This is a genomic window from Pseudomonas sp. BN505 (assembly GCF_029873175.1).
GTDB lineage: Bacteria > Pseudomonadota > Gammaproteobacteria > Pseudomonadales > Pseudomonadaceae > Aquipseudomonas > Aquipseudomonas putida.
Genome location: NZ_SSOI01000048.1, coordinates 52702 through 67086, shown reverse-complemented (window position 1 = coordinate 67086; position 14385 = coordinate 52702). Strand labels below are relative to the sequence as shown.

The 14385-nt window shown below is 63.1% G+C and carries 13 protein-coding genes and 1 tRNA gene; 7 read left to right on the top strand and 7 right to left on the bottom strand.

Annotated features, from left to right (window positions below):
• Positions 1–262: 262 nt before the first annotated feature.
• Positions 263–1258: an IS110 family transposase gene (locus E8E78_RS15745; RefSeq protein ID WP_016497900.1), complete on the top strand. Its 996-nt coding sequence runs from the start codon at positions 263–265 to the stop codon at positions 1256–1258.
• Between the two features lie 88 nt (positions 1259–1346).
• Here E8E78_RS15745 and E8E78_RS15740 read toward each other — a convergent pair whose 3' ends face one another.
• The gene (locus E8E78_RS15740; RefSeq protein WP_061202950.1) at positions 1347–2561 is read right to left on the bottom strand and encodes an MFS transporter; all 1215 of its coding nucleotides are present in this window, start codon (positions 2559–2561) and stop codon (positions 1347–1349) included.
• Between the two features lie 191 nt (positions 2562–2752).
• Between E8E78_RS15740 and E8E78_RS15735 the strand changes: the two genes are divergently transcribed.
• Together E8E78_RS15735 and E8E78_RS15730 are read left to right on the top strand one after the other, a co-directional pair.
• The gene (locus E8E78_RS15735; RefSeq protein WP_041167870.1) at positions 2753–3679 is read left to right on the top strand and encodes a FecR domain-containing protein; all 927 of its coding nucleotides are present in this window, start codon (positions 2753–2755) and stop codon (positions 3677–3679) included.
• Between the two features lie 95 nt (positions 3680–3774).
• A tRNA-Met gene (locus E8E78_RS15730) sits at positions 3775–3851 on the top strand.
• Between the two features lie 106 nt (positions 3852–3957).
• On the opposite strand, the gene E8E78_RS15725 is transcribed toward E8E78_RS15730, so the two are convergent.
• Positions 3958–4572 carry a LysE family translocator gene (locus E8E78_RS15725; RefSeq protein WP_016501533.1) on the bottom strand — a complete coding sequence of 205 codons (615 nt, stop codon included), beginning with the start codon at positions 4570–4572 and terminating at the stop codon, positions 3958–3960.
• A 245-nt stretch (positions 4573–4817) separates the two neighbouring features.
• On the opposite strand from E8E78_RS15725, the gene E8E78_RS15720 reads away from it, so the two are divergent.
• Complete coding sequence (locus E8E78_RS15720; protein ID WP_016501534.1) at positions 4818–5735, top strand: LysR substrate-binding domain-containing protein; 918 nt, start codon at positions 4818–4820, stop codon at positions 5733–5735.
• On the opposite strand, the gene E8E78_RS15715 is transcribed toward E8E78_RS15720, so the two are convergent.
• The 3 genes from E8E78_RS15715 to E8E78_RS15705 form a co-directional block, all read right to left on the bottom strand.
• The gene (locus E8E78_RS15715; RefSeq protein WP_241800610.1) at positions 5675–6250 is read right to left on the bottom strand and encodes a D-Ala-D-Ala carboxypeptidase family metallohydrolase; all 576 of its coding nucleotides are present in this window, start codon (positions 6248–6250) and stop codon (positions 5675–5677) included. The genes E8E78_RS15720 and E8E78_RS15715 overlap by 61 nt on opposite strands.
• Positions 6251–6315: 65 nt before the next feature.
• Entirely contained in the window at positions 6316–6771 is a 456-nt protein-coding gene (gene rimI / locus E8E78_RS15710) for a ribosomal protein S18-alanine N-acetyltransferase (RefSeq protein ID WP_016501536.1), read from the bottom strand.
• Positions 6768–7553, bottom strand: a complete 786-nt coding sequence (locus E8E78_RS15705; RefSeq protein WP_280315185.1) for an energy transducer TonB — start codon at positions 7551–7553, stop codon at positions 6768–6770. Before E8E78_RS15705 ends, rimI begins: the two co-directional genes overlap by 4 nt.
• Before the next feature lie 238 nt (positions 7554–7791).
• Here E8E78_RS15705 and mksB point away from each other — a divergent pair, with 238 nt between their 5' ends.
• From mksB to mksF, 3 genes are read left to right on the top strand one after another with little or no spacing between them, the layout of a single operon-like run.
• The gene (gene mksB, locus E8E78_RS15700; protein WP_016501538.1) at positions 7792–9081 is read left to right on the top strand and encodes an Mks condensin complex protein MksB; all 1290 of its coding nucleotides are present in this window, start codon (positions 7792–7794) and stop codon (positions 9079–9081) included.
• A complete protein-coding gene (gene mksE / locus E8E78_RS15695) occupies positions 9071–9778 on the top strand; it encodes an Mks condensin complex protein MksE (RefSeq protein WP_061202945.1) in 708 nt (235 codons plus the stop codon). Before mksB ends, mksE begins: the two co-directional genes overlap by 11 nt.
• Positions 9775–12606, top strand: coding sequence for an Mks condensin complex protein MksF (gene mksF, locus E8E78_RS15690; RefSeq protein WP_061202944.1), 2832 nt, complete (start codon positions 9775–9777; stop codon positions 12604–12606). Before mksE ends, mksF begins: the two co-directional genes overlap by 4 nt.
• A 133-nt stretch (positions 12607–12739) precedes the next feature.
• Here mksF and E8E78_RS15685 read toward each other — a convergent pair whose 3' ends face one another.
• Together E8E78_RS15685 and proB are read right to left on the bottom strand one after the other, a co-directional pair.
• Complete coding sequence (locus E8E78_RS15685) at positions 12740–13201, bottom strand: CreA family protein (RefSeq protein WP_049278050.1); 462 nt, start codon at positions 13199–13201, stop codon at positions 12740–12742.
• Positions 13198–14316 carry a glutamate 5-kinase gene (gene proB, locus E8E78_RS15680; protein WP_016501542.1) on the bottom strand — a complete coding sequence of 373 codons (1119 nt, stop codon included), beginning with the start codon at positions 14314–14316 and terminating at the stop codon, positions 13198–13200. Before proB ends, E8E78_RS15685 begins: the two co-directional genes overlap by 4 nt.
• Positions 14317–14385 lie beyond the last annotated feature (69 nt).

Genomic DNA, 14385 nt, shown 5'->3' with positions numbered 1-14385 from the left:
GCTCCTTGTATGTTGTGCCTAGCCTGATGAGAGAGGTTATTCTCGTCAGGCTATAGAAGCACTTCCGGGGAGGCCGATCGCTCCTGAAGGCAGGGTTTGCCCCTGACCTTGTCTGTAGAGAGGCCCCCCGCCTCATTGCCCACTACGAAGAGTATCGAGAAGCCGACAAGTCGGACTTCGCATTACAAGGTTGCAGCGGCATGAAGTTCGAGGTCGGGGAACCGGAGGCCATTGTTACCTAACTCGCTTGGGAGTGGGAAGAATGAATGTCTGTGTGGGCCTGGATATTGGTTCTCGTACGTCGATCGTTGGGGTGCGTAAAGATGGGCGTCCCGCTGGACAGTGGGATATCGCTCAAACCCCTGCTGGTCGTAAGGCAGCGGTGAAAAAGCTGCAGGCGCTCAAGCCCAAGTCGATCGTGATGGAGGCGACCGGAATCTATTACCTGGACCTGGCCCTTGAGCTGCATGCTGCGGACCTTCCTGTTTCGGTGATCAACCCCAAGAGCTTCCATAATTTCGCCAAGCTGATGCTGGTGAACAGTAAAACTGACTCGATAGATGCTCAGTTGCTGTCCGAGTACGGTGAACGTATGACACCGCGCTTGTGGACACCGCCAAGCTCCGTACAGCTTGAGCTGAGGGCTCTTGGCCGGCACATCAATCGTCTGGTCGGGCACCGCACCAGGGCGAAGAATGAGCTGCATGCATTGCAGGCGACCGCTACGACCGTGTCGATGCTGATCGAAGATCAAGAGGAAGCGATTGCCACTTTGGACAATCGCATTGAGCGTTTCCGCAAAGCCGGACGTGAGTTGATCGCTCAGTGTCCGACGCTTAACCGGCAGTACAAGCAGTTACTAGCGGGCCCGGGAATGGGAGAAGTCTCGGCACTTGCTGCCTTGGCTGAGCTGACCACCCTTCCTCAAATGCTCAAGTCCTCTCAGGTCGCTCGTCATGCTGGTCTAGATGTTCGACAGACACAGTCGGGGACAAGCATTGATAAACCTGGTCGGCTCGGCAAAAGCGGGAATGCCTATTTACGGGCGGCCATGTACATGCCGGCGCTGACGGCGGTGCGCTGCGATCCTTACGCGAAGGCCTTTTATGAATCGCTGGTCAGCAGGGGGAAGAAAAAAATGCAAGCGATCGCCGCTGTCATGCGCAAGTACCTGACAGGCATATGGGCATGCATGCGCGGCGATGAACCATTTGATACGGCCAAGCTTTTCAGCTCTGAACACCTTAGAAAAGCTTGACCGCCAACAGAGTATCTACAACGAGCGCGTGCTGCCTGTAGGAGCAGCCTTGTACTGCGAATGAGCTGCAAAGCAGCCCCCAGCGATTTCAGCGTTTACCTGTAGACGGCAAGAACACCGCCAATAACCCGAACAACGGCAGGAACGAGCACAGCCCGTACACATACTCGATACCGCGCAGGTCCGCCACATACCCCAGCAGCGCCGCGCCAATGCCGCCAAAGCCGAACATCAGCCCGAAGAAGATGCCGGCGATCATGCCCACGCTACCCGGCACCAGTTCCTGCGCATACACCACGATCGCGGAAAACGCCGAGGCCAGGATAAAGCCGATCACCACGCTCAGCACGGTGGTCCAGAACAGGTCGGCATATGGCAGCGCCAAGGTGAACGGCGTCACCCCCAGGATGGAGAACCAGATCACGGCCTTGCGCCCGATGCGGTCCCCGATCGGGCCGCCAAAGAACGTGCCCGCCGCCACTGCACCCAGGAACAGGAACAGGTGCAACTGCGAGCTGGCCACCGACACATCGAACTTCTCGATCAGGTAGAAGGTGAAGTAGCTGGTGAAGCTGGCCATGTAGAAGTACTTGGAGAACACCAGCAGGCCCAGCACGATCAGCGCCGCGATCACCCGATTGCGTGAAATGCCATGGGTGGCCTGCACCGCCTTGCGCGCCTTGGCCTGGTTGAGGTGTTCCTTGTACCAGCCGCGCAGCATCAGGGTTACACCAAGAAAGAACAACGCGGCCAGGCCGAACCAGGCCACATGGGTCTGGCCGAACGGAATGACGATCGCCGCCGCCAGCAGTGGGCCCAGTGCGGAGCCGGTGTTGCCGCCCACCTGGAAGGTCGACTGGGCCAGGCCGAAGCGCCCGCCAGAGGCCAGGCGCGCAATACGCGAGGTTTCCGGGTGGAACGTCGACGAGCCGATGCCCACCAGCGCCGAAGCCAGCAGAATCATCGGGAAGCTGCCGACGAAGGCCAGCATCACGATCCCCACCAGCGTGCACAGGGTGCCCATCGGCAACAGGTTCGGCGCTGGCCGGCGGTCAGTAAAAAAACCGACCCAGGGTTGCAGCAGCGAAGCGGTGATCTGGAACGTCAGGGTGATCAGGCCGATCTGGGCGAAGCTCAGGTCGTAATTGGCCTTGAGCATCGGGTAGATCGCCGGCAGCACCGACTGGATCAGGTCGTTGATCAAGTGCGCCAGGGCGCAGAAGCCGATGATGCGCATTACCAGCGGCGTCGCTTGGCTCGCCGCTGCGCTGGTGGACGCCGTGGAGGCGCTACTGGTGGCCATGTGCCTGAATCTCCGTCCGCAGTTTGGGATCCGATTATCGGGAAACAAATAGATACATAGCTACCTTTTTTATCCCTCCGTCGCAACGCACTTGAAAATGGTTCTCAATATAATTAGCATCCTCGACCCATACCCCTGTCATCGTTGGGCGAAACGGCCCCTATCGTGAGCAGACTGAACCCATGAGCCCGATGCCCGCCAAGCAGCTGCAGCAGCCCGACCCACAGCAGGAAGCGCTGGAATGGTTTTCGCTGTTGCGCCAGCCCGGTTGCGACGAAACCCAGCGCCAGGCATTCGCAGCCTGGTGCCAGGTACCCGAAAACGCCCACGCCTACGCCGAGCTGGAAACGTTCTGGCAACAGCTGCAACCACCACCCGCCCGCCCTCGCCCACGGCACGTCACGGTACGCCGCAGCCACCTGGGCAAATGGCTGGCGCTGGTGTTCCTGGTCGGGTTGGGCGCCGCAACCTACCTGTACTGGCCGCTGCTGCAACGCCTGGCCAGCGAGCTGCACACCGACGTGGGCGAGCGGCGCAGCACACGCCTGGCCGATGGCACGACCCTGAACCTGGACAGCGCCAGCGCAATGAACATCGACCTGCGTGGCCGCACCCGCCAACTGCATTTGGTGCAGGGCCAGGTGTACCTGGAAGTCGTGCTCGACGGCCGGGCCATGGAAGTGGACGTGGGCAACGCCCGCATCCAGGTGTTCGGCACCCGCCTGCAGGTAGCCCGCCATGCCGGCCATGATGAACTTGTCGTACTCAGTGGCAAGGCCATGGTTACCCAGGGGGGTGAACAGCGCATGGTCTCTGCAGGCGAGCGGGTCACCTTCAATGACACACGCATCGACCCGGTGCAGAAGGCTGACCTGAAAACCGCAGACAGCTGGCGCAACGGCCGTCTGAAAGCCACCGACATGCCATTGGGCCAGGTGCTGGAGCGCCTGGCCAGCTACCAAGGGCAGCGCGTGTGGATGGCGGATGAACAAGTGGCCCATCGGCGCGTGAGCGGTGATTTCAACCTTGACCGCCCTGGCGAAAGCCTGCAATCACTGGCGGCGGCCCAGCATCTGCAGCTTCAGGGCGTGCTCGGGCACTGGCTTGTGGTGCACTGAAAGCAAGCCCGGCCGCTAAGTTTTTGAAAGCGTGCAAATTTTTTTTGAAATGAGTGTTGACAGAGGGTCCGTTCAAGAGAATAATGCGCGCCATCGGCTACATAGCTCAGTTGGTTAGAGCATAGCATTCATAATGCTGGGGTCCGGGGTTCAAGTCCCTGTGTAGCCACCAAACAAGACGAAGGGCTTACCGCAAGGTAAGCCCTTTTTCTTTGCCTGCGAAAAAGCTGCACGCTTTCAATTTGAGCAAGCAGCTACCCCCAACATGCAATCGCCCCTCAACGAATCCCCGTCACCGCCACTGCCAGCCCAAGCCCGATCAAAGCCAGCCCGATGACGCGGTCCACCAGCACTTGCCGGTCGATCATCGCCTTGCGCAACGCAGTACTGGAGAAAAACACTGCAACCAGGCTGAACCACAGCCAATGGGCAAAGGACATGAACGCGCCGTAGGCGAAATCCAGCGCCAGCGGGCTGCCCGGCTGCACCACCTGGGTGAAAGCGCTGATAACGAACAACATGGTCTTGGGGTTCAGGGCATTGGTCAGAAAGCCCGTGCGCAGAGCGCTCAGCACGCTGGCGGCGGGTTGACTGCCGCCCTCGAGGTGGATGCGCTGAGTGTTGGTCAGCGACTTGTAGCCCAGGTAGATCAGGTAACCCGCACCGAGCACTTTCATGACCAGGAACAGCGCCGGGCTCTGGCTGATGATCACGGCAATGCCCAGCACCGTGTACAGCACGTGCACCTGCACCCCCAACGCGATGCCGATCGCGGCGGCCAGCCCGGCCTTGCGGCCTTGTGCATAACTGCTGCGGGTGACCATGGCGAAATCGGCGCCAGGGCTGATGACAGCGAGCAAGGTGAACAGGGCGACGGCGATAATTTCGGTCATGCTGATGGCTCTCGATAGGCGATGAAAATGCACAGAACTGGGATTATCGAGGGCTTATGAACCAGGAAAAATCGATTTATAGTGAGGCATATCTGATAGTTTTACTCACAGATATTTAGACCCTGTACCGGCCTCTTCGCGGGTGAACCCGCTCCCACAGGTAATGTGCTTTTCTCAGGTGTGATGAGATCCCTGTGGGAGCGGGTTCACCCGCGAAGAGGCCGGCACAGGTAAAAAGGGATGCCATGAAACTGCCGCCGCTCAACGCCTTCCGCTACTTCGACATCGCCGCCCAGACCGAGAGCTTCGTGCGCGCCGCCGAGCACCTGCACGTCACCCACGGCGCGGTCAGCCGCCAAATACGCCTGCTTGAAGAAAGCCTTGGCGTGGCGCTGTTCGAGCGCCGTAACCGGGCCATTTTCCTCACCTCCGCCGGCCGTGCCCTGCAAGGCACCACCCAGGCGATTTTCGAACAGCTCGAAGGCGCCGTGCAGCGCTTGCAACAACAGGCCCGCGACAATGTGCTGGTGCTGTCCTGCGAGCCGACCATCGCCATGCGCTGGCTCATCCCGCGCCTGCCCCGCTTCCATGCTGACCACCCCGACCTGCAGTTGCACCTGGTGGCCGCCGGCGGGCCGCTGGACTTCGCCCGCAGCGGTGTCGACCTGGCCATCCGCCGCGACGACTTCCACTGGGACAACCAGCTGTTCAACCAAAAAATCTGCGACGAATGGATCGGCCCGGTGTGCCACCCCACCTCCCCCACCCAGCTCGACGGCCAACGCCTGCTGCACAGCACCACCCGCCCCGCTGCCTGGCCCACCTGGCTGCGCCTCAGCGGCCAGCAGGCGCGGCACAACGAACGCAGCGACTACGAACACTTCTACCTGACGATCCAGGCCGCCAGCGCCGGCCTGGGCCTGGCCATGGCCTCAGCCCTGATGGTGCGCGACGAACTCGACAGCGGGCAGTTGCAGGCACCGTTCGGCTTTGTGCGCGATGGCTCGGCTTATCACCTGCTTAGCCCACAGCCCCTGGGCGACAGCGGCAAGCGCCAGCGCTTCGCAGAGTGGGTAATGGGTGAGTGCCAGCGCTGCCTGGCTCACTTGGGTTTGACGCAAAACGACGACCCCGCGCTGCCATCGCCGCCCCAGGTGCGATAGCCCGCGGTATCCAGATGGATGCGCCCCGACGGGTAGCGCCCCAGGCCCATGCTCCACGCCTGGCCATGCTGCTGCCAGAAACGGCACAGCGGGTTAGGGTCGGCCCAGGCCGGCAACAGAATATCGACGGCGAAGGCGCGGGTATGGGCACTGTTGGCAGCACCGCCTGCGCACGTATTCAGACGAGGGTCGCGATAGGCCGAAACCACCTCGAACTGGCGCAGGATGCCTTGGCCGTCGAGCACCTTGATAAGCGAGAGGGTCGAGCGTACAGCCGGCCAGTTGCTGACAGGCGGCACGGCGAAGGGAGACGCGTGGCACAGCTTCCAGTCCGAGGCCGAACGCAGCAGTTGGTGGATAGGCACTACACCGTAAAGGCGGGCATCCACCAGCATTTCACGGAAGGGACGGGTTTGATGGTCGCCGGCCCACTGGGCGAACATCCACAGGTCGCGTTGGTCGGCGTGGGCAGTACCCGCTATCAGCAGGCCTGCCGCCAGAAGCAGTTTTTTCATTCTTTATCCATCCCTGCATAGAGAACAAACAAAGCTACGCGGTGGATGGCGCCGACTGTGCGAGGTCAGTCCTCAAGCAGCGTGCAGGCCATCACCAGGGCATCTTCACGGCCCCCGGCAATCGGATAATAGTCGCGACGGCGGCCGATTTCGTTGAAACCGTAGCGCTCGTACAAACGATAGGCCGACTGGTTGCTGGCGCGCACTTCCAGGAAGCATTCGCGGCCATTGAGCTGGTAAGCCCGGGCCATCAGGTGCTCCAGCAGGCGCAGGCCCAGGCCGCGCCCCTGGTTTTCCGGTTTGACGGTGATATTGAGCAGGTGCGCCTCGTCGATGATCACGTTGATCACCCCATGGCCAACCTGCTGCTGGCCATCGAACATCAGCCAGACTTCGTAGGACTTGAGCGCATCCTGAAAGATCCCGCGGGTCCAAGGGTGACTGAACGCGGCATATTCGATCTTAAGTACGGCTTCCAGATCCGCCTCGTTCATCGGGCGGAAACTGATCGATTCACTCATTCAACGCTCTTCCAGCGCGCCATCAGCTGGCGCATGGCTTTCCAGACGTCCGCCTTGCGCTGCGGCTCGTCCATCAACAATTCAAGGCCCGGCAGCGCCCAGGCATCGCCCAGGCCGTCCAGCTCAAGGGTTTGGTAATAGGCCTCGGCATCGGCATTGGCGGCAAAGCGCAGTGCCGGCAAGCCGATCAGCCACAGGCAGGCACTCGGGCAATCTTCCAGGCGCGCCTGGACAAAGCCCTGGACGAAGTCGCGCGCGGCTTCGGGGCCCTGGTCCATGTTGCCGCGTACCAGCAACGGCCAGCGCACCGGTTCGCCGATGATCTGCGGGGCGTCAGGCAGGCCGGCAGCGCGCAGCATGTCCTTGAGCAGCAAGTAGGACGGGTCGCGGCTCTGGAACGGCTGGCCGGTGGTCAGTTCGACCAGCAGCAGGCAGCTGCCAGCGCGCAGCAACTGCAACGAGAAGCGCGGTGGCGGCACCGGGGCCGGCCGTGGCGGTGCGGGCTGCTCCTCGGCTTCGACGGGCTTGGCGGCAGGCTTGGGCGCACTACCCGGGCGCGGAATCTCGATTTTCGGCCGCTCACCGGAGCGGGCCTGGGGGCTGGCGGGCGTTTCGTTTGCAGCCGGTGCCGGCCTGACCTCGAAATCGATGTCCTCGACCGGCCCCACCGGCAGCAGCAGCTCGGGCCGCGACGGTGCGGCGAACGGCAGTTCGGCGCGCGGCAGCCAGTGCACCACTTGCATGGCGGAAAGGTAGGCGCGGCGACGGGGTTCGGTCAGCAAGGGGCGGATATCCGAGGGGCTCAAGACAGTTGGCCATTCTAACGTGTACGCCGTGGCTTTTGCAGCGCCTATCAGACCGAGCGCCGCGCGGGCGGCGCTCGATCTCCACACCACCACAAAAACAACGCCATACACCCACAAACAAAAAGGTTATCTCTCATTACAGACCAAGGGGTGAAAACCTCCCCCCCGGATGCAGTACAATCGCCCCCTTTTTCTTGGCAACGAGTCGAAGCCAATGATCGAACCCAAGCGCGTCCTGCGCGCCCTAGCCGAACACTGGGCCCTGATCGAGCCGCTGTGCGAGCGTTTCGACCAGGGCACCCTGAGCCTGGTCGAGTTGCGCCAGCATGTGGCCCGCCAGCAGCTCGAAAGCACCCCGCAGGACATCACCCAGCTACTCGACGTGTGGATCCGCCTGGACATCCTGGTCCCGGTGGCCAAGAGCCCGAACCGCTTCGAGCTCAACGCGCAGATCCACGACTTCCTCGCCTACCTGCGCCGCGAACACCGGCTGGGCCTGTGCCTGGAGATCGAAGCCTATCTGCGCCACCTCGAACGCCTCGCCGGCCATATCCAGGACGCCTTCGACAACCGCGACAGCGACGACCTGGCGCGCCAGCTGCGCCTGCTCGACATGCGCGTGCGCGATGTACTGAAAAAGCTCGATAACGACGAACAGGCACTGGTAGCCGTGGCCGAGCGGGCCAAGACCAGCAACCGCCAGATCCCGTTGCGCCAGCGTTACGCCGAAGTACTGGCCACCTGGGACGAATACGTCGAGCCGATGATCCAGCTGGTGAACGCCGACGGCGCCTTCGAACAAGGCGTGCGCAAGGTCGAGACCGTGCTGCTGAAGCTGCTGGGCGAACAGGCCCGCCTGGGCCACCTGGTCGACGACGACATGCTGCTGCGCACCCACGCACGCATCCTGGAAATGCAGACCAGCGCCCAGCTGACCCTGCGCCACGCCCGTGAACTGCTGCTGCCGCTGCGCGAAGAAGCCCGCCGTCACAACGCCGTGACCCGTGGCGCCGCGCTGGCCCTGTCGGTGATCCGGCGCAAGGGCATCGATGCCGTGCCGCAGGCGGCCATGCCGATGTTCACCCGCCCGCAGAGCACCTTCCTCGGCAGTGCCAGCCAGGTCGAGGCCTATGTGTACGCCCTGGCGCGCTTCGAGCCCAAGCCGGCGCGCTTCCCCAAGGCCCACAAGACCCAATCCGGCGACTTGCCCCGCGCACCGCGCACGGTGAAGGAAATGGCCGAACGCTGCGAACAGGCTCTGCCGCTGCCCGACCTGATGGTCTGGCTGCTGGAGCAGGAACCCGAAGGCGCCACCGACGAACTGCTGTACTGGTTCTCGCGCCTGTCGCGAGAAAAGCGCTTCAAGCGCGAGCGCCTCGACCGCCGCGAATACACCACCCAGGAACACTTGGTCAGCCTGCGCTCGTACGCCCTGACCTCCAGCCGCGAAGACGCCACCAGCGCGCCTACCGAACCCAACGCGAGCCCAGCCCATGCATCTTGATCTTTCCGAACTGTCCCAGCTCGCGCCGATCTTCCGCGAGCTGTTCAAAGGCTTCCACGTCAGCCGCCGCGATCCCGAGCTGTACGCGCAGCTGTCGAACTTCCAGGACCAGTACCGCACTTTGTTCAAGGCCCTGGGCTTCGAGCTGGTGTGCGACACCCGCGGTTTCTATTACTTCGTGCCGGACATGACCGCCGCGCAGGTCAACAAGACCGCGCAGCGCCTGTCGCTGTTCACCTTCATCCTGGTCGAGCACCTGGCCGACCAGGGCCGTGACCCGATGGCCGTGCTGGACGGCGGCAGCATCGGCCGCGACGAACTCCCATCGCTGCTGGACAAGTACCGCGACCTGTTCCTGCAGGCCGAAGTGCAGACCGTGGACGAGCTGGAAGAAAAAATCCTGCGCCGCATGACCCAGCTCGGCTTCGCCCATGAAGAAGGCGGCATCTACCGCTTCCTGCCGCCGATGCACCGCTTCCTCGATGTGTGCCTTTCGGTGCAGCAGGACCGCGACCTGGCCGCCACCCTGCACAGCGTCCTGCCGCTGCCCACCCCGGTACTGGTCGAGGAAGAAAGCCCCGAAGAACTCAACCGCACCGACGATCCGCTCGACCTCACGCCCTTCGAGGGCGAGGAAAGCGATGAGGACGCCCTGGCCCGGGCCATCCGCGAAGAGCAACAGGAGATTGACGCATGAGCCAGGAACGCTACGGCATCCGCCGCTTTGCATTGCTCAACACCGCCGGCTACAGCCTTGGCCTGTTCCCGCTGGAACACCCGCTGTCGGTCTACGGTGCCAACAACCTGGGTAAGTCGGCGTCGATCAACGCCCTGCAGTTCCCGATCCTGGCACGCATGTCAGACATGAGTTTCGGCAAGTACAGCCTCGAGCAGTCGCGCCGCTTCTACTTCGCCAGCGACACCTCTTACATTCTCTGTGAGCTGAGCCTGCCCCACGGCCCGCACGTGATCGGCGTGGTCGGCCGCGGCCCGGGCGGCGGTTTCGGTCACCAGTTCTTCGCCTACAAAGGCGAATTGGACCTGGCCCATTACCAGAAGAACGACACCTGCCTGCGCCAGAAAGAGCTGTTCACCAACCTGGAGCGGCTGGGCATCAAAGCCTACGAGCTGAAGCCGGACGAACTGCGCCGCCTGCTGGTTGGCGGCCACACCTCGGTGCCGCTGGACCTGACCATGATCCCGCTGCGCTCCACCAGCGAGCAAAGCCTGAAAACCTTCCGCGCGCTGTTCATCAACCTGCTGCACATGCGCGAAATCACCGCGGCCAAGCTCAAGCAGCTGTTCCTGGACGCCTTCGAGCACAGCCTGCGTTCGGGCAGCGTCGACTACATCGCCGCGTGCGAGGAAGCCTTCCGCGACGTGCGCCGCATGGAGCAGGACTACAACGCCCTGGTCGCCGCCGGCCCGCTGGTCGAGGCCCTGGCCGGTGGTGTAGCCCAGCGCGACATCCTGCGTGGCAAGCTGCACCGCATTTCGCCAGTGCTCGACACCCTGCTGGGCACCTGGCAGGAATACGCCATGGCGCGCAAGGAAGAGCTGGTCATCCAGTCCGAGCACTACCGTGGCGAGCAGGACCGCCTGCAGAACGACCAGCGCGGCGGCACCCAGGAGCTGATGCGCCTGGAGCGTGAGATTACCGGTATCCAGCGCTGGCTGGGCGAGCTGTCGGTGCTCAAGCACCGCTTTGCCCTGGTCGATGACGTCAAGGTACTGGAGCAGCAGCTGCTGGCGGCCAAGGACGCCCACGACGAACTGGCCGGCGCCCTGGCGCAGTCGCGCCAGTTCAGTGCCGAAGACCTGGACGAGCGCGTACGCGACCTGGAAAAACGCCTGAAGCAGGTCAAGCAGCAACTGGACCACGCTGACAACAACAGCTACGCCCGCCTGCGCGAGGAGTTCTCGCAGCAGGACGTCGACCGCCTGATGCGCCTGTTCAACGGTGCACTGTTCAGCCTGCCGCTGGGCGACCGTGGCATCGAGCTGGACGACAGCGCCCTGTGGGTAAAATCGCTGGAAGCGGTGCTGGACGGTTTCAAGGGCGAGCGTTTCGAAGCCCCGGGCCTGTCCATCGACCTCACCCACATCGACCCACCGGCGCTGCAGGCCCTGGCCGACCGCGCCGCCCTGCGCGACCAGAAAGAGCGCCTGGAAAAAGAGCTGAAGCAGCTCAAGACCCAGCAGGCTGTAACCGCAGACCGCACCGCCTCGAAGGCGCAGACCGAAACCCTGTACCAGCAAGTGCTGGACGCGCAGAAGGCGCTGGAAGACTTCCGCCGCAGCGAAACCCTAGCCGCCGAAGAGCCCGAGAAGCTGGAACAGCTGTCACAACTGGAAGCCGCCCAGGACGAACTCAAGCGCTCCAGTGATGCCTTCACCGAGCGCGTCCAGCAGCTGTCGGCCAAGCTGCAGCTGGTCGGCCGCCAGATCGGCGACCTCGAGTCCAAGCAGCGCACCCTGGAAGACGCCCTGCGCCGTCGCCAGCTGCTGCCGGCCGACCTGCCTTACGGCACCCCGTTCATGGAAGCCATCGACGACTCGATGGACAACCTGCTGCCCCTGCTCAACGATTACCAGGACAGCTGGCAAGGCCTGCAACGGGTAGACAACCAGATCGAGGCGCTGTACGCCCAGGTGCGCCTGAAAGGCGTGGCCAAGTTCGACAGCGAAGACGACATGGAGCGCCGCCTGCAGCTGCTGGTGAACGCCTATGCGCACCGTACCGAAGAAGCCCTGACCCTGGCCAAGGCACGCCGCGCCGCGGTCACCGACATCGCCCGGACCCTGCGCAACATCCGCAGTGACTACGACAGCCTCGAGCACCAGCTGGCCCTGTTCAACCGCGAGATCAACAAGCGCCAGGTTTCCAACCTGGAGAGCTTCCGCGTGGTGCTGGCGCCGAACAAGGAAGCGCTCAAGCACATCGACCAGATCATCCACAGTGCCGGCCAGTACGAAGAAGGCGAAACCTTGTCGGTGTTCGACCTGACCCAAAGCGCCGAGCAGGACAACAAGAACGAAGAGGCCAAGGAATACCTGGCACGCCTTGTGGCAGCCAACCACAACCAGCTGGGCCTGAAAGACCTGTTCGAGCTAGCGTTCGAGATCACCAAGGTCAACGGCCAGCCGATCATCCACGCCGACATCGACGGCGCTGCGTCCAACGGCACCACCATGACCATCAAGGCGCTGACCAACATGTACTTGTTGCTGCACCTGATGGACCGCGACCTGGCCGGGCGCATTCGCCTGCCGTACTACCTGGACGAAGCAGCGGACATCGACGAACGCAACCAGGCCGCACTGCTGGAGACCAGTTTGCAGCTGGGCTTCGTACCGATTCTGGCGAGTGTGAAGCCACAGGTATCCGCGCACGTGGCGATCGACCTGGAAGGCGGCAGCGGGCCGAACGGCATCTACATCGACGAGGCGGACTGGAAGTTCATCAGCCGGCTGGATGAGGTGAAGGCGGTTGTGCGTGAGGATCAGGCCGAAGAATTGGCCTGATATTGATGTAATGGGGCCGCTTTGCGGCCCGTTCGCGGCACAAGGCCGCTCCTACAAGGGGACGCATATCCCTGTAGGAGCGGCCTTGTGCCGCGAATGGAGGCCGAAGGCCTCCCGGCAATCTACCAGGCTATCAATGAGCCCAAGGCAGGATCGGGATCGCGGTCACTGCGTTCTGCGGGCTGCCTTCGATCATGCGGTCGCTGTACACCAGGTACACCAGCGTATTGCGCTTCTTGTCCAGGAAGCGCACCACCTGCATGGTCTTGAACACCAGCGAGGTGCGTTCCTTGAACACTTCCTCGCCGTCTTTCAACTCACCCTTGAAGTTGATCGGCCCGACCTGACGGCAGGCAATCGACGCCTCCGCACGATCCTCCGCCAGCCCCAGGCCACCCTTCATGCCGCCAGTCTTGGCCCGCGACAGGTAGCAGGTCACGCCCTCCACCTTGGGGTCGTCAAACGCTTCGACCACAATGCGGTCGTTCGGCCCCAGGAACTTGAAGACAGTGGACACCTGGCCGACTTCCTCGGCCCCGGCCAGCATTGGCAGCGCCAGCGCCACCACGGCAATCACTCGCTTGAACAGGCTCATACCAGCACCAGATTGTCACGGTGTACCAGCTCGGGCTCAGCGCTATAGCCAAGGATCGACTCGATACCATCGGACGACTGACCGATGATCTTCTGCGCCTCCAGGGCGCTGTAGTTGGCCAACCCGCGGGCCACTTCAACACCGTCCGGGCCAACGCACACCACCATCTCGCCACGGCGGAAGCTGCCCTGCACGGTCTTCACGCCAACCGGCAACAGGCTCTTGTTGGCCTGGCGCAGCGCCTGCACGGCGCCGGCATCCAGCACCAGGGTGCCACGGGTCTGCAGGTGGCCAGCCAGCCACTGCTTGCGCGCAGCGAGCATGCCGCGCTCGGGCGACAGCAAGGTACCCAGGCGCTCGCCCGCCTTGAGGCGATCAAGCACGCGCTCGATGCGGCCACCGATGATGATGGTGTGGGCACCGGAACGGGCGGCCAGGCGCGCGGCGCGCAGTTTAGTCTGCATGCCGCCACGGCCCAGGGCACCACCGGTACCCCCGGCCACGGCATCCAGCGTCGGGTCGTCGGCACGGGCTTCGTAGATCAGCTGGGCTTCGGGGTTGTTGCGCGGGTCGGCGTCGAACATGCCATCGCGGTCGGTGAGGATCACCAGCAGGTCGGCCTCGACCAGGTTGGCCACCAGCGCTGCCAGGGTGTCGTTGTCGCCGAAGCGGATTTCGTCGGTGACCACGGTGTCGTTTTCGTTGATCACCGGCACCACGCCCAGGTCGACCAAGGTGCGCAGGGTACTGCGGGCGTTCAGGTAACGCTTGCGGTCGGACAGGTCGTCATGGGTCAGCAAGATTTGCGCGGTGTGCTTGCCGTGTTCGCCGAAGCTCGACTCCCAGGCCTGCACCAGGCGCATCTGGCCGAGCGCGGCAGCGGCCTGCAGCTCGTTCATCGCGCTCGGTCGCGAAGTCCAACCCAGCTGGCTCATGCCGGCAGCCACGGCCCCGGAGGAGACCAGAACCAACTCCACGCCTGCCTCACGCAGCGCGACCATCTGCTCGACCCAAACGGCCATGGCACCGCGGTCGAGGCCCTTGCCATCAGCGGTCAGCAGAGCACTGCCAATCTTCACGACCCAGCGCTTGGCGCCCGTCACCTTGCTTCGCATCTTCTTCCAACCTATGTCGAATCTGTAGATACCGTGGATACAAAAACGCCGCTCCAGAGAGCGGCGTTT